This is a genomic window from Actinopolyspora sabaoui (genome assembly GCF_051225635.1).
Classification (GTDB): Bacteria; Actinomycetota; Actinomycetes; order Mycobacteriales; family Pseudonocardiaceae; genus Actinopolyspora.
On record NZ_JBMIHH010000002.1, the window covers coordinates 33,996 to 54,230 of the forward strand.

Below are 20,235 nucleotides of genomic sequence, written 5' to 3' on the forward strand. Positions count from 1 at the left end.
AGGACCAGCCGTGCGAGTCGAGGACGACACAACCGTGGTATCGGTTGCTGGAACCCACCCGCGGGAACCGGAGATTTCGTGGCGGTCGGACCGATTTCCACGAGTCACTCCGCCCCCGATGACCGGTCCTCTGCGATGGCCGAAACCGGCCGGATCAACCGGTGAAGGACTCGGGACCGAATCGGCCCCATGCCACGAAGACGGCCATAGCCAGATAGACCAGGTTCGCGACGACGGGCAACTTCTCGTGACGGCGGAGGTGGGTGATCATCGCGCCGATCATCAGCAGTACCCAGCAAACAGCGGTCACGGGCACCATGATCGGTGCGATATCTACCACCGCCGGCAGAATGATACCGATAGCCGCGAGGAACTCCAGTGCTCCGAGGGTCTTGACGAAGCCGTCGCCGTAGTCGTTCGTCCATCCACCATGGGCGGTCGCACCCAACTTCTCCTTCGGAACGAACAGCTTGGTGGTACCACCGACCAGCATGACGGCGGCCAACAATCCGGCAACGATCCATAGAGCCAGATTCATAAAGTTTCTCTCCCTAAAATCACAGGCGACCACCAGTCGCGGACGAAGCGATGCTCGTCGCAACGTAGTCGCGTAATAGGTGCCACTCTCCGATCCTGCCACAACTCGACGGGTCCGTGATTCCCAGAGTGTCCGAGACAACCCGCTGAGTCGATATCTTCGGCACCTTGGCGACAACTCCGTACCGGAAGCGGCTCGATAAACCGGATTGTGGCCGTCTTCCGACGTGCGAAGCGCGGCGTCGATCGCCCGGATACCCAGCTGCATCGAAGTGGACGGTGTTCCGATGTCCACGCGGCGTTCCGGTTTCCCTCACCCCCGGCGAACCCGGTTTCGACTTCGCGGGAAGTGGGCGCGACGGAAAACACGGAGCCCCGAGGAAGGGAGTCAATCCCTCGATCGGAGGCCACTTGCGGGGAGCGCACTCCGTCACACGTTCCCCGTTCCCGAGCGGTGGGAGGTCAACTCCGTTCGTCGGCGGACGCGGCCAGCAAATTCCGCACCAAAGGAGAGATCTGATAGTAGGAACCGAAGTTGAGGTACTCGCCCTCGGGAGCGGACTTGACGGCCAAAATTCGCAGCCGATCGCCGGAATAGGTGTGCGGTGCGTTCCGCACGAACCGTTCGATCTCCGGAGTCACCCGGACGGGGAACTCCGACAGCGCCGCTTCCATCCCGTCCTGCCCCAGCCGGGATGCGAAGGCTATCCGCTTCACCTCCGAAGAGTCCCAGGTCAGGGTGACATAAATCCTGAAGGCCCCTCGGGCGAAGTTCAGCAGCTGCCCAGCGGGTTCCGGCAGAGCGCTCTCACGAAGCATCGACAGGATGTTGCTCCGCTCGAGGCAGTCCTCGGAGAGTTGGGCGAAGTACAGATTTACCGATTTCTTCCCGTAGTCGATCCCCGTCATCGCCACCTGATCCAACCCGTGGCGTGCGAAGAAGTCCGCGTTGTCGGCCAGAGCACGCGGCATGGCGGGGAGCTCGGCGAGCCGCGTCACGCTCTGCGGATCGTGCGGGAAATGTGCGTACGCCTTGTTGAACCCACCTACGACTCCGCAGTCGATGAAGTACTCACTGATCCGGCATCGCGCACGGATGTCCGAGAGCAGGGTACCCACGGGATGATCGGTTTCCCCCAGAAGACCGTTCGACAGCGCCAGCGTATAAGGATCGTCTCCGTCGGCCGGAACCGTGATGGTGTAGTCGAGTTCCCCCGCGTGCTGCTCGCCCGTCTGCACGCTGAAGACGATCCCGGCCTCACCGAGGTCGTCACCGAAAGCGTTCAGGACCGGCCACACCTTGCGCCGTGAACAGGGCGCTCCCATCAGCCCCGCCGATTTTTCGATCGCCGAGTACACATCTTCTTTCGAATCAGCATCTCCGGACACTTGTCCTCCAATCGCCGGCCGAACGGGCCTGAACCGGCAATCCGTCTCCCGATGTTGTCCACGATCGCGGCATCCGTTCGCGGTTCTTCCGCGCTCCGCCGCGGTAAGCTGTGGCGGTTCCTCGAAGGCTCAAACCCCCGACTGGATCATTCGACCTTCCTGGCGCACAGGATCCCCTGCCTGGGGATCACGTCCGGCGGTATGTCAGCGGGATCCTTCGTAATCGTCTTCGTCACCTCGAAACCGCATTCTTCCAGCCAGTTCCGATAGGTGGACATCTGCTGCGGACCGCCCTGTCCCATGGTGCACCCGATGAAGAACGCCGGGAAGAAGTCGACGTTGTAGTTGTCGGATTCGGTCACGTCCTCCGGGTAAACCGGAACCAGGATATTGACCCGACCACCGGCTTCGAGCGAGCTGTTCACCTTCTCGAGGATCCTGAACACGTCCTCCTTGTCGAACATGTCCAGGAAGTGTTTGATCAGGACCACGTCGAAGCCTTCGGGGACCTTTTCGAAAACGTCGCCGCCGATGAACGAGCAGTGCTCCTCGAGATCATGCTTCCTGAAGTTATCCAGGCACTCCTTCTCCTTCTCCGGCAGGTCGAAGGTCGTCACCCGAATCCCGGGGGATGCCTTCATCTCGTGGGTGTGGACCGCCCCGATACCGGTGTTTCCCGCGAGGTCCAGTACCCGGGAGTGGGGAGGTATGTCGACGTTGTCGAAGTACCAGGGGTCGATGTTGGCTGTGACGGTGTCCATCAACGGCGCCCAAGCCTCGCGCAGGTCACCGTGCTCTGCCACCGCGTCGTAGAGTGTCCCCCGGTGTCCGTAGAGCTCTTCGAGTCCGACGGGCATTCCGTTCCGGGCGCTCTCGGGCAGATGGAACAGTTGCCTGAGCGCCACCACCTTGATCATGTTCATGTAGGAGAGCGCCCGTCGGAGATCATCCTCGGCCACTCCTGCCAGCGCATCGAGGGAGTAACCATCGGACTCCTCGTCGTACGCGACGAAGCCCTCTTTGATCATCAGGTGTAGGAGCTGTTCGACAGCGTCCGGTTTGGTACCGGCCACCTCACCGAGTTCGACCGAGGTCATACCGGGCCGCTCCCGAAGAGCGTCGATGATGCCGAGCTCGAAGCAGGAGAGCAGGGTCATGAGCCGCGTGGGCCCCACCATGTACTCGCGCAACCGCGCGAGCGTGGCTTCCGGTGTCATTGGATCGCTCCGTTTCGCGTCTTTCGCCCCGGCTGGCTGGTTCGATCACACATCCGGCGCGCCTTGTGTTCGTTCCTGGAGTCGGCGGGACAGCTCGACGCGTTGCACCTTCAACGTGGCTGTCCGGGGTAGTTCGGCCTCCGGGATCTGGACCGGTTCGGCCAGTTGCGGCAAATCCGCGACGGCCGCGTACCAGCGGTCCCGGTCCAGCGGCTGGTCGTCGTTCGTGCAGAGCACTGGGATGGGCTCGGAGTTCGAGCCCCGCACCACGACCAGTTCGCCCAGCTCGTCCATCCTGTGCAACACGAGATCCTCGACCTCCAGGGTGCTGCGCACCCCGTGAATCATGTCGATCTCCCGGTCGAACATGTGCAGACAGCCGAACTTGGTTCGGTAACCGATGTCGCCGGTGCGCCACCAAGCTCCGTAGCGGTTGGTGTCGTATCTTTCCTGTTCACCGAGGTACGTCTTCGCCAGTCCCGGCCAGGCGACCTCGATGTAGCCGGGGTTGTCCCGCGACGGCCGTTCGCCGTTCCTGCTCACCACGCGAACCTTCGCGCAGCCCGGCATCGTCCAACCCACGCAGCGCCCGTTCGCTCGATGGGCGTGGCCGCGGAAGTACGGCCGGCCGACGGCGGGCCCCACCTCGCTCTGCCCGTAGATCTGGAAGAACAGCGGCGCGAACCGCTTGGACGAATCGAGAATGTGGCTGATCGTTCTGGGGTGTATCGCGTCGAACGTGCTGCTGAAGTACCTTATCGACGCGAACGGTCGCCTCGGGTCCTCGGTGAGTTTTTCCCAAGCCATGAGCGTGTTGGGCAGAGCTTCGATCAGCCCCGGCCGGTGCTCGACGAACAGCTCGGCGGCCTCTTCTGGATCGGGTTCGTTCATCAGCAACGCCGGCATCGCCTTCAGCAGCACCAAAGACATCGCGGCGAACGTCCGGGAGTGCACGTAGGGAACGTTGATCGCGACGGTCTCCCGCTTCCGCAGCAACGAGAGCAGCCACCACTGCGGCCGAAGCCTGGTTCCCATGCTCCGGGGTGTGTGCACTATGAGTTTGGGGATACCGGTGGTTCCGGAAGTGTGGGTGATCATCGCGGGTTCGTCCGGTTCCCTGAGTACCGGCCGCACTCGCGGGGAACCGGCGAGTTCGCCGAGCGTAACCGCACCCGAGGGATTTCCGTCCACTGTGATCAGTTGTTCGGCCAGCTCCCGCAGCGGGACGTCCGCCATCGCGTCGAGCTTGGACGCGTCGCTGAGCAGGTGTGGCCGGTCCAGCCGACCGAGCAGGGCACCCACGGTCGCACCGTCCAGCGCCGGTGACAACAGCACGGGAACCGCCCCGATCCGGGAGGCCGCGGTGGCGATCACCCAGATGTCGAAGTTGGCGCTCTTGTGGATCGCCACGTACTCGTCGGGGCGCACCCCGGCCGCCCACAGCCGCCCCGCGAGGTCGTCCACGTGCTCGGCGAGCTCGGTCACGGTCAGGTGCCGCCCCACTTCCGGGAGGGCGTCGAGATCGTGGTCGACGTCGAGTTCCGTCGAGCTGTTCCTGGCCACGGCCCACTGCGGCACAATGCCGAGATGAAGGCCGTGCTTGCGAATCGACTTGTGGATTACGGAATCCTTCATCGTGACTGTCTCCTTTACGATGCTCGGTAAACGCGCGGATCGACACCGACCGACGTCAGGAACGAGCACGGCGGCTCACGACAGCTGATCGGAGCCCTCGGCGGCCACTGTGAACACGCCGTCCAGCCAGGGGGCGTAGTTCTCCGGATTCTCGGCCAGGTCCGCACGCAGCCGGTCCGGTCGCACCCAGCGAACGTCGGCCACTTCGGTCGAATCCAGCCGCAGGTGCGGATCCACCGGTACCCGGCCGACCAGGACGTGGTCGTACTCGTGCTCGATCCGTTCGGTACGCGGATCCTCGGCGCGGTAGAGGTGCACACCCGCCTGGTACAGCGTCACCCCGCCTACCCCGATCTCCTCGCGCATCCGCTGGGCAGCGGCGTCGAACACGCTCTGGCCCGGGGCCGGATGACTGCAGCAGGCGTTGGCCCACCGCAGTGCGAATCGGCTTTTGGCAGCGGCCCGCTGCTGGAGCATGATGCGGTCGAGATCGTCCAGGAGCATCACCGAGAACGCCCGATGCAGCCTGCCGGGCGCGGTGTGCGCCTCGGCGACCGTGCAGGAACCGGTGGCGGCCCCCGCCTCGTCGACGAGTTCCACCAACTGTGATTCACGGGTAACCACGGCGGATCACCTGCTTCCTTCCACGAATGTCACCGGGCACATCGGCACCGAATCCCGCGCCCGGCACGAAAAACGTTCAGCGAGGACCGGAGTCCGATCCCGGGAACGAGCACTCGGACAGCTCCACCGGGTGCGTGAACCCGTCGATTCCCGCCAATGCCTCGATCATCACCGTGCGAGTGGCCCGCGGAACCGCACCAGGAGGCTTACTCACCGGAATCGGCCGAGGTCAGATTCACCGTGGCCGGATTCCACCGGTAGTACGCCTGGATTTTGTAGTACTCCTCGCCGGTCGATTTCACGGCGGCGTGGACCATCTTGGGGTAGTCGACACCGTATCGAAAGTTTTTCACGAAATGCTCGATCCTCGACCCGAATCGCACGGGAAAGGACATCGGATCCTGCGTTATGGAGCTGAAGGAGATTCGCTGTATGCTCCAGGAGTCCCAGCTGAGAGTGAAGTAGAGCCCGAAGGACTGCGCACAGAGCTTCAGCATCTGATCGCTCGGTTCCGGAACCCCGATCTCCCGGTGCATCGAGCGAATGGCCTCCGGTTCGAGACACTCCTCCGGCAGCTTGCCGAAGTAGACGTTCACCGTTCGGCCGGGGTAATCGATACCGATCAGCCCCACGCGGTCCTCCAGACCATAGCGGAAGAAGAAACCGGCGTTCTCGGTCAGCGCACGGGGCATGGACGGCATCTCGGCGAGCCGCGAGACCGGCTGGAAGTCACCGTCGGGAAAGAACGCCCAGATCTTCTTGAACCCGTCCACGACCCCGAAATCGATGCCGTAACTGTCGACCGGGCACCGCTGCTGAATATCCGAGAGCAGCTTGTCGACGGGGTGGTCGTCCTCCGTGATGAACCCTTCCGAGGAAGCCATACCGTACGGATCGACGTCCCTCCGGAACAGGACGCGGCAGTCGAGCTCCCCCTCGTCGCCCTCGGCGCTGGTCACCCTGAAGGCGATCATAGCCTGCGGCAGCATCTCCTCGTACGCGGCGAGGACGGGCTGAACCCGCTCCCTGGAACAGGGAATGTCCAGCAGTCCGGCTGATTCTTCGAGGGCCGAGTAGAGCCTCGTCAACTCAGCGGTTTCCGACACTTCTTCCTCCAAGCATCGATCTCGACTTTTCGGTTGGATTAGTACAAGTACCGACGGCGCGTCGGGAACGGGCCAACTGTTCGGTCTCGTGCGGAAGCGATCGGCGATCAGCCCGCGGTGGAATCCCGTCGCCCCGGGGCCGACGACCGCCACCGAGCGCGACCGGCACCGGTCTGCCGCCTTTTCCCGCTAACCGACCAGCCGACCACCTCGCGGACGCGCGTGCGCTCGAAGCGCACCGCGCAGCACCTCGACCGTCCGCTCGACCTGATCCGTGGTGAGTTCGGCGTGCATCGGGACAGCGAGGTTGCGGTGGAAGAGATCGGCCGAGACCGGGCAGGACCGCTTCGACTCGTACACGGGCTGCAGGTGGCACGCCCATGTCCCGTGACCGCAGCCGATCCCCTGCGCACGCAGGTCGGCGGCGACTCCCTCCCGATCCACGCTCGGATCGAGCTTGACCATGTAGGACTGCCAAGCGTGTGTGCGGTCCTCCGGCACCCACGGCACCGTGAGGAGTTCTTCGTCGGCGAGAAGTTCCTCGTAGCGCGCCGCGACAGCTCGGCGGCGCTCCAGCAGTTCACCGATCCGGCCGAGTTGCACCCGCAGGATCGCGGCGGCGATATCGGAGAGCTTGTAGTTGTACCCGATTTCCTCGAACACCGGAACCGGCAGACCGACGACCCGACTCTGGTCGAAGATACTTCCGATGCCGAAGGACGCCCGGAACCGCGCGGCGGCTCCGTGCGCCGGATCGGCCGCGAGCAGTGCTCCGCCTTCACCGCTGGTGGCGCCCTTACGGCCGTGGAATGACAGACATGCCAGCGGCGCCAGCTCACCCGCCTGCCGTCCTTGGTACGTCGCACCCACGGCGCACGCGGCATCCTCGACGAGGAACAGTCCGTGTCGGTCGGTGATCGCCCGCAGCTCGGTGTAGTCCGCGGGTACCCCGACCGTGTCCACCGCGATCACGCCCACCGTTCGCGGGCCGACCAGCTCCGACACCGCCCCGGGGTCGATGGTGCCGGTATCCGCGCGCACGTCCGCGAACACCGGTTCCGCACCGAGGTATCGCACCGCGTGTGCGGGGGCGGGGAAGGTGTAATCGGCCACGATCACCTCGTCGCCGGGGGCGACGCCGAGCGCGAGCAGCGACAGGTGGAGCGCGGCACCGCAGTTGCTCAGCGCTACCGCGTCGCCCACGCCGTAACGTTCGGCCAGCTCGGCCTCCAGCGCCTTCCCCCAGGGCCCCTGGCCCGCGGGCCACCCCGACGAGAACACCTCCGCGACAGCTGCCAACTCCTGTTCACCCAAGCTCGCCTGAACCAGGGGAATCGTCTCCATCGCTGCACCTCATGCCGTACATCGTTTTCCGCCGCTCACGAGGAGTGCGGATTCGAGGGTGGTTCGAAACGAAGCGGGGTGATCTGGTCGATGTCATAGCGTTCGCGCAGCTGCTGCACCGCGTCCGGTTCCGTGGCACGCCCGGAGAAGATCTCGTAGATCTCCTCGAAGTAGTGCTCGTGATCGGGCGACGGGTAGCTCTGGAACAACATGCGCGCGGGTTCTTCGGTGGCGTTGCGAAACGCGTGTGGACATCCGGAGGGGACGAACATGCAGCTACCCGGTCCGGCCCGGACGACGCGGTCACCCGAGGGGGACTCCCAGTCCTGCCAGTCCGCGTCGGTACGTGTGACCGGCTCGAACGCCAGGAGATCCAGCTCCCCTTCCAGGACGTAGAAGAACTCCTGCGAGTGCTGGTGGGTATGAGCTCCCACATCGAATCCGGGGGGCACCATCACCTCGAAGCACGAGATGGCGGAGCCGTCCGCCGCGGTGGCCTTGAAAGTGATTTCCTGCATCTTGGTGATCAGTTTTCGTCCCTGCCCCGAGGGGACAATGAGACCGCTCATACTGGTTTCCTCGTCATCCGTCCGAACAAGGCGAAGCATCTTTCGGTCGACATCGAGAAGCCGACCGAAGCAATTCGAAAATTTCGAACCAACAGCGAATCGACATCAGCCATCCGGCTGACAGTGCGACTCGGCCGGGACGATCCGGAATCGCCCCGGAGCCGATAAGTATCCGATGCAGCCGGTCCACCCCGCGAACCGACCGGTGTATCCATCACACTCGGTTGTCCCGCCACACCTGGTTGCCCCGTGTAGCGACATCCGTCCGCGGCAGCGAACTCCGACCGCATACGACGAGACGCGCGACACCGGCGGAACCGATTATTTCCCGCTCCGGCGACGAGGGGCGACGAAAACCGCCTTGTCCGGGACAGAAACCGTGCATCGGACACGGACAAACCCAATCGCGCGGACGAAGCCGCTATTCTTCCCACCAGGGCATAATTAAGACAACGAGTATATTGATACGTTCTTCGCGAGCTGGTTGTCAAGACTTCCTTTTCGGTCCTCGTCCGTTCCTCGAGCCACCCCTCGCGCGCACCACGTCGACGCGGGCCCGCAGCGAACTCGGAGGCCCGGCGGTGGATGCCCTACGGCGGAACCGAGAAATTCCCGGTCGGCCGATAGGAGCAACCGGAGCTACGTCCTCTGAAACAACTTACGGTCCAGCGGCCGAACCAGGGGCACCAGGCGAAACACGGGACGGCTGGGAGAAAGCTGGTTCACCAACAGTTCTGCGGCGCACAGCACCCTGTTCAACCGGCGTTCGAATATCCCACGGGTGCCGGCCACACCAGCCGGCTACACCGTCCACAGCAGAATCACTACGCCGATCGGCCCCTGGGGGCATTACTCCACACGCCGCGTCGAGTTCCCGGTTGACAAGTACAGCTGTTGTGCGATCTGCTCCCTGCTTAGCAGCGGGGTTACGCATAGTCCATGGGAGCACACGGCACGAGTACGACTTCTTTCCGAACAGCTGAGCGAATCTACGTCTGGAGGCCGTACAGTGGGAAGCGAGTTATGCCGAGCTTCCTCATGCGAAAGCGGGAGGAAAGGGCCACGAAGAACCGATCAGGGGTTTCTGTGCCGGGCATGCCGGGAGCGCCTCGCGAGCAATCTTCGAATATTGCCCACATTGTATTCCGATTGTAACAGGGGCGGGGGGTCGAAAGAGGTAAGAGTAATACGGAAGCGGCCACGAAGATCCGGCAACACGGACTCTTCGATCAACGCTACCACCGCCGAGATACGGTCTTCCATTCTTACGGTCCTCGCCTCTTGGGCGGGGCTCGTCACCGAGGAACGGCGAGTGACTCCACCCGTGCGGGACATTTCCGCGCTCGCGTGCTTCTTGGCTCACCACGTCGACTGGCTGGCCCGTCATTCCGCGGCGGGTGATCTGGTGGACGAAATCCGGCATCTTGAGCGAACCGCGCGCGGCATCGCCTACCCTGACGACGGCAGACGCGTACACATCGGTTACTGCCCCGATTCCGACTGCGCGGGCGAACTGTTCGCCCTCATTCGTCCGCACGGTGAAATCCCTCCCTCCGAAATCGTCTGCACGACTTCTCCCACACATTCGTGGCCGGTCACTTGGTGGTCGAAACTCGCCCGTCAGATACGGAGCAGCGAAGGAGAATGAACTTGGATCGTGAAGTTCCGGTAGCCGGTTTGACAGCCGATGACATAGCCACCATATGGTCTATCCCCAAGGGCACCATCTATCGTTACGCACACAAGCACGGCTGGCGCCGCTACACCGATTCCGGCCGTACTTATTACCATCCCAACGACGTCACGACCATCCTCGACGAGCTGGCTCAGTAGCTTCACCGTAAGCAGCGGGAATACCAGTCTCTCCGATTTCGTCGCGGGACGAACACGAGCGCCTTGCTCACATTTCAGTGCGGACTGGTCCGTTGGATCCCGACTCGGCCGATCTTGTCAAGCAACTGCCTGATTCGCACGATCGAACGTGTTCCGGCCGCGCGGGTCTCGATGGAATCCACCGCCTCGGGCCGCTCGTTGCCGTACGGCCGTGACCAGTGCACCTGCGCGGTAAGTTCCTGAAGACCGGTGCGGCTCCGAACACCGCCGCACCTCCATCGGTTCGGTGGCGCCCCGTGGCCCGGGGAATCGATTTTCGGGGGCAGGCGACTTCGTTCGGTTCTTCGGGCCACCACACACGAACTCCGGTCCTCGGTCAGTGCCGCCCCACCGGTCTGAGCTCAACCTGCCACCGCCGCCCTGAATCGCCGAATCGCCTTACATCAACGGTTCACCTCGGCCAACGTGGGGTAATCGGTGTAACCGGTCGGTCCGCCCACGTACATCAGGTACTTGTCGCGGATCTCGTTGAGCGGCGAGCCGGTTCGCATCCGGGCGACGAGGTCTGGATTGGCGAGGAACGGGCGTCCGAGAGCGATCAGGTCCGCCCCGGCGTCCAGCAACCGCTCCCCCGCTCGCCTGCCGCCGTCGTTCGAAATCTCCTCGGCGGACAGCACGGGATTGGCGATCAGCGTGCCGGGCCAGTTCGCGCGGACCTCGCGGTACACTTCCGTCTCGGGATCGGCGAATCCCACGTGCAGGTAGGCGAGATCCTCACCGGACAACGCGGTCACGAGCTCCTGATAGATCTCCGTTGTCTCGCCCTCGTCAATGCCGTTGACGGTATTGCCGGGCGAGACGCGCAGCCCGGTTCGCTCGGGACCGATCTCCGCCGCGACGGCGCGAACCACCTCCACGACGAAGCGCACTCGGTTGCGCACCGAACCGCCGTACTCATCGGTGCGCCGGTTGGTGTTGCCCGCCAGGAACTGGTGCAGCAGGTAGCCGTTCGCGCTGTGCACCTCGACACCGGCGAACCCGGCCTCGCGGGCGTTGCGGGCGGCGGAGGTGAAGTCGGCCACGGTGGCCCGAATGTCCTCGCCGGTCATCTCACGCGGCACCACCGAGGGGCGACGTCCGTTCTCGGTGTGGATCGTGTCGGGCAACGGGATCGGCGAGGGCGCCAACGGTGTCAGTCCGCTGTTGTCGGGGTGTCCGACGCGGCCGCCGTGCTGCAGTTGCAAGAAGGCGGGGCCACCACCGGCCTCCCGCACGGCTCGCAGGACGTCCCGCCACCCGGCCACGTGATCACTGGTGTGGATGGCGGTGATGTCGGGATAGGTCTGTCCCACCGCGTTCGGGGTGGACGCCTCGGCGATGATCATCCCTGCCGAGGCGCGTTGTGCGTAGTAGGTGGCCATGAGTCGGGTGGGCACACCGTGGGCGGTGGCACGGTTGCGGGTCATCGGCGCCATGACCAACCGATTGGACAACCCGAACCGGCCCAGTCGGACGGAGTCGAACAGCGGTGAGGCGACTGCGGAAACTGCTGTGTCGGTCATGTCGCGACGGTAGAGTCTGACACCGGTGGCAGATTCAACTCCGACGAGAGTGAGGTGTGCCATGCGGATCGGTGAATTGACCCGCCGGACGGGTGTCAGTGAGCGTTCGTTGCGCTACTACGAACAGCAGGGACTGTTGTCAGCCGCGCGCACTCCGGGTGGACACCGCGAGTACGCCGAGAGCGCGGTGGACCGGGTCATCCGGGTGCAGGAGCTATTCGCGGCGGGGTTGTGCAGCGCGAAGATCGTGGAGCTGCTCCCCTGCATGAGGGACGAGGACGGCGGGCCTTCCAAAGCGGCATCGCCCCGGCTGGTGGCCGAGCTCTCCGCCGAACGCGAGCGCATCGACCGTATGATCGACGACCTGCGGCGTTCCCGGGAGGTACTGGACCAGGTGATCGACACGGCTTCGGGGAGTGAGTCGGATTCACAGCGGTGCGACGAGGCAGCGTGAGGGAGAGCTCGTGACCAGCTGGTCGGCCTCGTGGGCCGCTCGGCGATCATCGCGTTGAGCGGCGATTCCCGGACGGCCGGAGTGGTTGGCTCATCCCGGGCGGTCTTCCGAACAGGACGGTCCCGGAGCAAGCGCGAGCGGCGGCCCACCCCGATGGCGGGGCGACCGTGAACGGCCGCCCCGAACCGGGCATAGCTCCCGAGAGACTTGTCCGAGCAGCGCCCCCGGTTCAGCCCAACACTCGCCCGAGGAAGCCGCGCATGTAGCCCGCGACGACGTCCAGGTGGCTCTCCAGCAGGAAGTGGCCGCCGTCGATCAGGTGTACTTCCGCGTCCGCGGCGTCGCGGGCGAAGGCCCGTGCGCCCGCCGGGCCGAAGATCTCGTCATTGCGTCCCCACACCGCGAGCACCGGAACCTCGCTGGTGCGCAGGAACTCGTGCAGCAGCGGGTAGAGCGGGCGGTTGTTCCGATAGTCGCGGAACAGTGCCAGCTGGATATCGTCGTTGCCCTCGCGGGAGACGAGGGCGAAGTCGTGCTCCCAGGTGTCCGGGCTGACCACGCTCGGGTCGGGCACACCGTGCAAGTACTGCCAGCGGATGGCGTCGTGGCTCAGCGCGGCACGGACGGCGGGTTCGGTCTCGGGGCCGGGGTTCGCCGCGTACGCCCAGACGTCGGCCCAGAACGACTCGACGAAACCGTCCTCGTAGCCGTTGCCGTTCTGGGTGACTATGGCTGAGATCCGCTCGGGGTGCTTGAGCGCGAGGCGCCAACCGATGGGAGCGCCGTAGTCCTGGACGTAGAGGGCGTAGCGGTTCAGGCCCAATTGGTCGAGCAGTCCGTCGGTGAGTTCGGCGAGTGCGTCGAAGGTGTAGTCGAACTCCGCCACACCGGGGGCGGCCGAGCGGCCGAAGCCGAGGTGGTCCGGCGCGATGACGTGGTACTCCCCTGCCAGCAGGGGGACGAGGCCGCGAAACATGAACGAGCTGGTCGGGTAGCCGTGCAGCAGCACGATCGCGGGGGCGTCGGCCGGTCCCGCCTCGCGGTAGAAGATCTCGTAGCCGTCGACGGTTGCGGTCCGGTGGCGCACCGAGCTCATTTCTAACCCCTTCGAGTTTTTGATGTGGTTAGCTTTGGCCATGTAAGCACTGCTGGGCTAACCTGTCAAAGGACTCGAACCAGTTAGAGAGAGTGACACCCGATGGAAGCGCTGCTGGACCTGCTCAACAGCAGGCCACTGGTGAACGGCGAGGAACGGGACGCGCTCGGCGATCCGGCAGCGGGCGAACGCTGGGCGTGGGAGCACGGCGGCGAAGGGAGCCCCGAGGAACTGGCGCTGCTGCGCCGGACGCGGGACGCCCTGCGGGCCGTGGTGTTGGGCGAGAGCTCGCCCGAAGAGTTGAACCCGCTGTTGGCAGAGGTCTACCGCACCCCGGAGTTCACTTCGGACGGTCTGCGGTGGACTCTCAATACTCCGCCGCACGCCCGGCTGGCCGTCGAGATCGTCCTCGCCTGGGCCACCACCGAGGAAGAACTGCCCGGAAGATTACGGTCCTGCGCCAACGACGAGTGCCAACTGTTCCTGCTCGATCGCAGCCGGGCCAACCGAGCCCGCTGGTGCTCGATGGCTGTCTGCGGCAACCGCGCGAAGGCACGCCGCCACTACGAACGCACCCGCTGAGTCGATCCCGTCTCGATCGCGTCGATCGGATGGCCACTCCGATAGGGGGGTTGGTGCGCGATGCTGGGTTTGAACCAGCGACCTCTACCGTGTCAAGGTAGCGCTCTCCCGCTGAGCTAATCGCGCCGACGCACTCGGCCTGGGGGGTGCTCCGTTCGGAGCATTGCCACGTCGTTGCCGAACACGAAACATCGTACCGTCCGTGACGATCATCCTTGACACGGGGTCCGCCCTTCACCGAAGGGTTAGGCTGCCCGGCGTGTCCGACTTTCCCGATCCGCCTCCGAAGCGCGCGGACTTCAACGTCCTGTGGCCGATCACCACCCGTTGGGGCGACAACGACTCCTACGGCCACGTGAACAACGTGGTGCACTACTCCTGGTTCGACACCGCCGTGAACGGCTGGCTGATGCGGGCCACCGGAACCGACATCCGCACGCTGCCCGCCATCGGCATGGTCGCCGAGACCGGCTGCAGGTACCTCTCCGAGCTGAGCTTCCCCGACGACGTGGAGGTGGGCATCGGGCTGCGGCGGCTGGGCAACTCCAGCGTCACCTACGGGCTGGCGGTGTTCGGCAACGGCAGCGAGCAGCCCGCCTCGCTGGGGCGGTTCGTGCACGTCTACGTGGACCGCGAGACCCACACCACACTTCCGGTACCGGAGGAGATCCGCGCGGCGCTGCGTTCGCTGTGATCGCCCGCTCGCCGCGGCGGTGACCGGAAGTCGCGTTCAGCCGAGCTCAGGCACACCGCCCGAGCCCGGCCACACCACGCGGGCACCGATGTGACTGCCGAACCGGAATCGGCGCGCCGCCTGCTCCGGTTCGGAGACCCGCATCCGCATGGTCCCGTCGACGGCCACGACCTCGGCGTGAGCCTCGAAGGCCATACCCCACGCCGCGACATAGGCGTCCACTCGCTCGCCGTACTCACGCACCACCGCGAAAACCCTGGGCGCGGTGTCGGTGACCATGCCGTTCGTCAACTCCGCGAACTCGTCCTCCCCGCACAGCGGCGGCATGTTCGTCGGATCGACCACGTGGACGTCCAGCGGATGCCCGGGTGACCCGCCTCTGCTGTTTCGCGCCTCGTCCCGTGGCTCTCCCATCGACGGCTCCTCGAACTCCCGGCCGGTGGACGTCCCCGTCATGTTGCGCACTCCTTCGATCACGTAGCGTTAGCGCTGTTGCTTGGCAATTTACACCGGAAATTCCAGTAGAAAAGTTGCTAGAAACGAAATTACTCCGCACGAGGGACAGCTACGGACGATACGGGTGATGGGACAGACTGCTGACGTGACTGAGGAAGATCCAGGACCGGTCGTGCAACGGATCCTGCTGGGCGCCGAACTGCGCGAGGCCCGCGAGAGCAGCGGGTTGTCCACATCGGATGCGACCAAGCGGCTCGGTTGGTACGCGGGCAAACTCTCGAAGGTCGAGCAGGGCGACAAGAGCGTCACCGACAAGGAACTGTCGAAGGCGATCGACGTCTTCGACATCGCACGGGAACGCGCGGACGCCCTCAAGGAACTCGCCGCGGAAGCGCGCCGCAAGCTGCCACCCGCACGTGTCCCCGAGTGGGCGACCAAGTACGTCAACCTGATCGCCGCCGCGACCGAGCTCAAGCTGTTCTTCCCCGACTCGTTCCCGGGAACCGTGCAGACGTTCGAGTACGCCCACGCCATACTGAGCAGCGCGGTCATAGTCGCACCGGCGGATGTGGATCGCATGGCCGAAGAACGTTCCAAGCGCGCGGAACGTCTGATGAACAGCGAGGCGACGCGGCTGTGGTTGGTAATCGGTGAAGAAGCTCTGCACCGTGAGATCGGCGGAAAAGCCGTGTTGCGCGGTCAGCTCGAACAAATGAGAAGTCTCGCTGAGACACCCAACACCACCGTGCAAATCATCCCGTTCGACGGCGGCGCACACGCATGTCATGGCACGGCTTTCACGATCATCACGTTGCTGGAGGGGCGGCCCGGTATCGTTTACAGCGAAGGCTTGACCGGTAGCGATTACCTCGGGCGCGAGCACGTTCGGGTCTACAACCTCGCCTATGACAACCTGCGCGCAGCCGCGCTGAGCCCGCAGAAGACACTCGAAGCCATCAATCGACGCATCGAGGAACTGACTTAGGGGTGAAGCATGTACGACAAAACGATATTGGAAGAGCCTCGTTGGTTCAGGAGTAGCTTCAGTGGCGGTGCTCAGCAATGTGTCGAGGTCGCCTACGACGCGACGGGCTGGGGGCTGCGCGACTCCAAGAATCCCGACGGCCCCACCCACCACTTCACCCACACCCAGTGGACGAACTTCCTGCACCACCTCCGCCAGAACCAGCTCGACTGAACGATTCGACAGCAGCTGAACATGTCCAAGACTCCGACCTCGCCTGTGACACCATTCGCGCGATCGACTGAGTCCACAGAAGACCGTCGAAGTCATCGAACGACGCATCGAGGAACTGAACTTGGAGCGGCACATGCCCGGCTCGGGAAATCACGAAGAACTGAACTGGCGCAAGTCCAGCTTCAGCGGCGGAGCGGAGAACTGCGTCGAGGTCGCGCACGACACGACGGGCTGGTGGCTACGCGACTCCAAGAACCCCGACGGACCCCACCACCACTTCACCCACACCCAGTGGACCAACTTCCTGCACCACCTCCACCACAACCAGCTCGGCTGAACCTCCCGGACCGCCTCACGGGGCCGTCGATTTCGCGCGAAATTCACGCCGCCGCTCCCCCGCGACGCGGCGATTTCGTGGGAAATTGACGGTGCGGCACTGTCGGTGCCGCGTGGTGGAATGCCCACATGGCAGCGAGGTTCAAAGCGATCGCACTGGACGCGGTGGACCACCAGGCACTCGCCGACTGGTGGTGCACCGCGATCGGCTACCGCCGCAGGGACGAACCTCGTTTCACGAGCCCCCTTCCGCCACGGTTTCTCTCCGGTGTGCCCGGCGCACCACCAGACCGAAGCTCAGGGCTGCCAACAGCGCGAGCAACGGGATGTGAACCTCGTAGCCGGAACGTACTCGCCACAGTTCCCACAACCCCCACTGCGCCACACCGGCGAGCACTGCCAGCACCAGCCAGCCGCCGAACGCCAGCAACAGCACCGGCACGGGCCCGGCGGGATGGATCACCCGCATCATGCGGACCAGGAACCACCCCTGCACCAGCAGGAGCACGGCGAGCACGCAGTGGATGGCGACGATGAGGCTCGCGGGTTCCTGCGCGGACGACATACCGATTCCGAGCCGGGCGAGCCAGTAGTACATCCACACTGACCAGACGACTAGCACGAAGCTGACCCCCAGCATCTCCGCCCCGAAGACCGCTGTCCTTGATGTGGGCCGAGGCGCCCCCGAGCGACCGTAGCGGCCGAGCACGAAGCGCACCACCGAGGCGTAGCCGAGCGCGCTCAGTGCCGGCAACAGCAGGAGCTCCGTCAACCAGCCCGCGTTCGAATCCAGCGCGTACCGCAGCAGCGCCCCCGTCGGCAGCACGAGCAACGCGGCCACGCCGAGGCTCACCAGCGCGGTGGCGAGCGGCCGGGCGAGCCCGCACAGCCACATCGCACGGGTCGTGAACCACAGGTATCCCGCCACCACCGCCGCGATGAAGCAGTAGATGAACCCCCGGAGCAGCACGTCACCCACCCCGGGCCGCGAAGACGTGGTGGTCACGTCGAGCAATGTGTCCTGCTGCCAGAGCAGTCGCAGCGAGCGGGCGAGCATCACCAGGTTGAACCCCAGCAGCGCGGCGGTCACCACCGCTCCCGCCGAGGAGGGACCGGGTCTCTCGGATCCTTCGTCGGAAATGTCGTGAACGCTCATCGCCGTCACCGGAACAGCGCGCGAACCGGTGCGAACAGAGCGAAACTACTCAGCGCAACCCCGATATCGCGGAGTCCGGTCTCCGGGGGGTGAATTTCGCGCGAAATTGACGGTTCCCGGCCGGAACCGGGGAGCCTCGAAGAACCGGACGAAGAAGATGGCCCGGCACCGAACCCCTCGGCACCGGGCCACCCGTCCACTCACTCACCGGCCGGGCTCGGTCTCACGGACCGAGCGTCACGGCCCGCGTTCGAATCACGAACCGACCTCGGCCCGCTGCTTCTCGTCGGACCCGCTCTCGTCGTCGGACTCGTTCTTGTCGGTGATCGCGTTGCCCTCGACGTCGAGGGCGGGCAGCCACCCCAACCAGCGGGGCAGCCACCACGCGGCCCTGCCGAGCAGCGCCAGCGCCGCGGGCATCAGGACCATGCGGACCACGAAGGCGTCCACCAGGATGCCGATCGCCAACGCGAAGGCGATGGACTTGATGGTGGCGTTGCCCGCCGGGACGAATCCGGCGAACACCGAGAACATGATCAGTGCCGCCGCGACCACGACCGGAGCGGCCTGCCGGAATCCGCTCACGATCGCCTCACGGGGAGCGTGTCCCTTGTGGTATGCCTCGTGCATCCGGGAGACCAGGAAAATCTGGTAGTCCATGGCCAGCCCGAACAGGATGCCGATCATCAGGATCGGGGTGAGGCTGATCAGCGGCCCGGTGTCGTCGAGGTTGACCAGATTGCTCAGCCAGCCCCACTGGAACACCGCCACGGTGGCGCCGAGCGCGGCTCCCAGCGTCAGCAGGAAGCCGAGCACGCCGACCAGCGGCACCAGGATCGACCGGAAGACCAGCACCAGCAGGATCACGGCCAGTCCGACGACCAGCACGAGGTAGATCGGCAGCGCCTGGTCCAGCGAGTGCGCGACGTCGACGCTGACGGCGGTGGTGCCGGTCACGTAGCTCTCGGCACCGTTGATGTCGGCCAGCTGGTCGCGCAGGTCGCCGACGAGTTGTTCTGTCTCCGTGCTGGCGGGCCCGGACTTCGGGACGACGGTGACCATCGCGGCGTCGCCATCGGCGTTGGGCGTGGGCGGCGTGACGGTGGCGACGTCGTCGAGTCCGGCGATCGCCTTGGTGGCTTGCTGCGCGGTCCGCGGCGCGTCGCTGCCCTCGAAGTAGGCCACGAGCGGCCCGTTGACGCCTTCGCCGAAGCTGTCCGCCAGCATCTGCTGCGCCCTGGCCTGCGTGGTGCCCTCGGAGGGGGTCTGCACCAGCGTGGTCTGCATGGAGGCTGCCGGGATGGCCACGATGCCGAGGGCGAGGAGCGAGATCAGCAGCGCCGGAATCCTGCCGCGGGTGACCGCGCTGATCCAGGCCGGGTAGATCCCCCGTTCGGTCTTGGCGTCGGTGTCGGCCGGTGCGGTGCGCTGCTTGCGCGGCAGCACGAGTCGTCCCAGGTAGCTGAGCACGGCGGGTACCAGGGTGATGGCCACGAGGACGGCCACGACGATGGTCGCCGCCGCTGCCACACCCATCTGGGTGAGGAAGGGGATCCCGACGACCGAGAGCCCGACCAGCGCGATGAACACGGTGAGTCCGGCCGTCACCACGGCGGAACCGGCGGTTCCCACGGCGGTGGCTATCGACGTCCTTATGTCGTTGCCCTGCCGCAGTTCCTGCCGGTGGCGGTTGATGATGAACAGGGCGTAGTCGATGCCGACCGCCAGTCCCAGCATCGTCGCCAGGATGGAGGTGGTGGACTGCAGCTCCAGGAAGCCGGTGGCGATGCTGACGCCGAGCGCGCCGATTCCCACGCCGACACCAGCGGTGATCAGGTTCATCCCGGCGGCGACCAGCGAGCCGTAGGTGAGGCTCAGCACCACCAGTGCGGCGATGACACCGATCGCCTCTCCAGGACCACCGACCGAGGGGGTGGCGGTGACGGCCTGGCCGCTCACCTCGACGGTGAAGGCACCCTGGTCGGCCTGCTCCACGGTGTCCAGCATGGCGTCGCGCTGCTCGGTGGTGATCTCACCGATGCCGCCGTTGTAGGTGACCGTGCTGTAGGCGGTGGTCTGGTCGGGGCTGACCGTGGGTGCGTTCGGATTCAGCGGGTTACTGGCCGAGACCACTCCGGGCTGTTCGGACAGATCGGCGACGATGCTCTTGACCTCGCCTGCGTTGGCGGGCGCGGTCAGTTTCTCCCCGTCGGGGGCCCGCATCACCACGCGGGCCGTCGCGCCGCCGCCGGTGTCGAACTCCTGCTGGAGTTTGTCCTGGGCGATGGTGGATTCCTGCCCCGGGATGGAGAAGCTGTCCGAAGTGGGACCGGAAAGCGTCGCCGCGCCCACACCACCGCCCGCGAGGGCTATCAACCAGATCACGACGACGAGCAACCGGTGCCGTTGGGCACCGATGCCCAGTCGGTATAACAGGCGTGCCATGT

Annotated in this window: 20 protein-coding genes and 1 tRNA gene; 7 read left to right on the forward strand and 14 right to left on the reverse strand. The window is 65.1% G+C overall.

What is annotated here, in order from left to right:
- Window positions 1-154: 154 nt before the first annotated feature.
- The 8 genes from ACOQFL_RS02675 to ACOQFL_RS02710 all read right to left on the reverse strand — a co-directional run bounded on the left by ACOQFL_RS02675 (window position 155) and on the right by ACOQFL_RS02710 (window position 8,421).
- Window positions 155-538, reverse strand: coding sequence for a DoxX family protein (locus ACOQFL_RS02675; protein ID WP_435542498.1), 384 nt, complete (start codon window positions 536-538; stop codon window positions 155-157).
- Window positions 539-999: 461 nt separating this feature from the next.
- Window positions 1,000-1,926: an aromatic prenyltransferase gene (locus ACOQFL_RS02680; RefSeq protein WP_435542499.1), complete on the reverse strand. Its 927-nt coding sequence runs from the start codon at window positions 1,924-1,926 to the stop codon at window positions 1,000-1,002.
- Between the two features lie 146 nt (window positions 1,927-2,072).
- Window positions 2,073-3,143, reverse strand: a complete 1,071-nt coding sequence (locus ACOQFL_RS02685; protein WP_435542500.1) for a methyltransferase — start codon at window positions 3,141-3,143, stop codon at window positions 2,073-2,075.
- Between the two features lie 45 nt (window positions 3,144-3,188).
- Window positions 3,189-4,778, reverse strand: a complete 1,590-nt coding sequence (locus tag ACOQFL_RS02690) for a class I adenylate-forming enzyme family protein (protein ID WP_435542501.1) — start codon at window positions 4,776-4,778, stop codon at window positions 3,189-3,191.
- A 75-nt stretch (window positions 4,779-4,853) separates the two neighbouring features.
- Window positions 4,854-5,402: an isopentenyl-diphosphate Delta-isomerase gene (idi, locus tag ACOQFL_RS02695; RefSeq protein WP_435542502.1), complete on the reverse strand. Its 549-nt coding sequence runs from the start codon at window positions 5,400-5,402 to the stop codon at window positions 4,854-4,856.
- A gap of 206 nt (window positions 5,403-5,608) precedes the next feature.
- Window positions 5,609-6,508: an aromatic prenyltransferase gene (locus ACOQFL_RS02700; protein WP_435542503.1), complete on the reverse strand. Its 900-nt coding sequence runs from the start codon at window positions 6,506-6,508 to the stop codon at window positions 5,609-5,611.
- 189 nt (window positions 6,509-6,697) lie between these two features.
- Window positions 6,698-7,852: a DegT/DnrJ/EryC1/StrS family aminotransferase gene (locus ACOQFL_RS02705; protein ID WP_435542504.1), complete on the reverse strand. Its 1,155-nt coding sequence runs from the start codon at window positions 7,850-7,852 to the stop codon at window positions 6,698-6,700.
- Window positions 7,853-7,887: 35 nt separating this feature from the next.
- Window positions 7,888-8,421: a cupin domain-containing protein gene (locus tag ACOQFL_RS02710; RefSeq protein WP_435542505.1), complete on the reverse strand. Its 534-nt coding sequence runs from the start codon at window positions 8,419-8,421 to the stop codon at window positions 7,888-7,890.
- Between the two features lie 1,644 nt (window positions 8,422-10,065).
- Here ACOQFL_RS02710 and ACOQFL_RS02715 point away from each other — a divergent pair.
- Complete coding sequence (locus tag ACOQFL_RS02715; RefSeq protein WP_435542506.1) at window positions 10,066-10,254, forward strand: hypothetical protein; 189 nt, start codon at window positions 10,066-10,068, stop codon at window positions 10,252-10,254.
- Window positions 10,255-10,697: 443 nt separating this feature from the next.
- On the opposite strand, the gene ACOQFL_RS02720 is transcribed toward ACOQFL_RS02715, so the two are convergent.
- Window positions 10,698-11,816: an alkene reductase gene (locus tag ACOQFL_RS02720; RefSeq protein WP_435542507.1), complete on the reverse strand. Its 1,119-nt coding sequence runs from the start codon at window positions 11,814-11,816 to the stop codon at window positions 10,698-10,700.
- A gap of 61 nt (window positions 11,817-11,877) precedes the next feature.
- Here ACOQFL_RS02720 and ACOQFL_RS02725 point away from each other — a divergent pair, with 61 nt between their 5' ends.
- The gene (locus ACOQFL_RS02725; protein WP_435542508.1) at window positions 11,878-12,270 is read left to right on the forward strand and encodes a MerR family transcriptional regulator; all 393 of its coding nucleotides are present in this window, start codon (window positions 11,878-11,880) and stop codon (window positions 12,268-12,270) included.
- A gap of 229 nt (window positions 12,271-12,499) precedes the next feature.
- Here ACOQFL_RS02725 and ACOQFL_RS02730 read toward each other — a convergent pair whose 3' ends face one another.
- Complete coding sequence (locus tag ACOQFL_RS02730; RefSeq protein WP_435542509.1) at window positions 12,500-13,366, reverse strand: alpha/beta fold hydrolase; 867 nt, start codon at window positions 13,364-13,366, stop codon at window positions 12,500-12,502.
- Window positions 13,367-13,468: 102 nt separating this feature from the next.
- Between ACOQFL_RS02730 and ACOQFL_RS02735 the strand changes: the two genes are divergently transcribed.
- Window positions 13,469-13,948 carry a CGNR zinc finger domain-containing protein gene (locus tag ACOQFL_RS02735; protein ID WP_435542510.1) on the forward strand — a complete coding sequence of 160 codons (480 nt, stop codon included), beginning with the start codon at window positions 13,469-13,471 and terminating at the stop codon, window positions 13,946-13,948.
- A gap of 51 nt (window positions 13,949-13,999) precedes the next feature.
- Here the strand turns inward: ACOQFL_RS02735 and ACOQFL_RS02740 are convergent.
- Window positions 14,000-14,074: transfer RNA gene (locus ACOQFL_RS02740), tRNA-Val, on the reverse strand.
- Between the two features lie 133 nt (window positions 14,075-14,207).
- Between ACOQFL_RS02740 and ACOQFL_RS02745 the strand changes: the two genes are divergently transcribed.
- Window positions 14,208-14,642, forward strand: coding sequence for an acyl-CoA thioesterase (locus ACOQFL_RS02745; protein ID WP_435542511.1), 435 nt, complete (start codon window positions 14,208-14,210; stop codon window positions 14,640-14,642).
- A gap of 36 nt (window positions 14,643-14,678) precedes the next feature.
- On the opposite strand, the gene ACOQFL_RS02750 is transcribed toward ACOQFL_RS02745, so the two are convergent.
- Window positions 14,679-15,098: a hypothetical protein gene (locus ACOQFL_RS02750; RefSeq protein ID WP_435542512.1), complete on the reverse strand. Its 420-nt coding sequence runs from the start codon at window positions 15,096-15,098 to the stop codon at window positions 14,679-14,681.
- 145 nt (window positions 15,099-15,243) lie between these two features.
- Between ACOQFL_RS02750 and ACOQFL_RS02755 the strand changes: the two genes are divergently transcribed.
- The 3 genes from ACOQFL_RS02755 to ACOQFL_RS02765 all read left to right on the forward strand — a co-directional run bounded on the left by ACOQFL_RS02755 (window position 15,244) and on the right by ACOQFL_RS02765 (window position 16,633).
- Window positions 15,244-16,083 (forward strand): helix-turn-helix domain-containing protein, encoded by an 840-nt coding sequence (locus tag ACOQFL_RS02755; RefSeq protein ID WP_435542513.1) that lies wholly within the window; start codon window positions 15,244-15,246, stop codon window positions 16,081-16,083.
- A 9-nt stretch (window positions 16,084-16,092) separates the two neighbouring features.
- Window positions 16,093-16,296, forward strand: a complete 204-nt coding sequence (locus tag ACOQFL_RS02760; protein WP_435542514.1) for a DUF397 domain-containing protein — start codon at window positions 16,093-16,095, stop codon at window positions 16,294-16,296.
- A 133-nt stretch (window positions 16,297-16,429) separates the two neighbouring features.
- Entirely contained in the window at window positions 16,430-16,633 is a 204-nt protein-coding gene (locus ACOQFL_RS02765) for a DUF397 domain-containing protein (RefSeq protein ID WP_435542515.1), read from the forward strand.
- A 234-nt stretch (window positions 16,634-16,867) separates the two neighbouring features.
- Here the strand turns inward: ACOQFL_RS02765 and ACOQFL_RS02770 are convergent, their stop codons facing one another.
- Together ACOQFL_RS02770 and ACOQFL_RS02775 are read right to left on the reverse strand one after the other, a co-directional pair.
- Window positions 16,868-17,788, reverse strand: a complete 921-nt coding sequence (locus ACOQFL_RS02770; protein WP_435542516.1) for a hypothetical protein — start codon at window positions 17,786-17,788, stop codon at window positions 16,868-16,870.
- A gap of 255 nt (window positions 17,789-18,043) precedes the next feature.
- Window positions 18,044-20,233, reverse strand: coding sequence for an MMPL family transporter (locus ACOQFL_RS02775; RefSeq protein WP_435542517.1), 2,190 nt, complete (start codon window positions 20,231-20,233; stop codon window positions 18,044-18,046).
- Window positions 20,234-20,235: the final 2 nt, after the last annotated feature.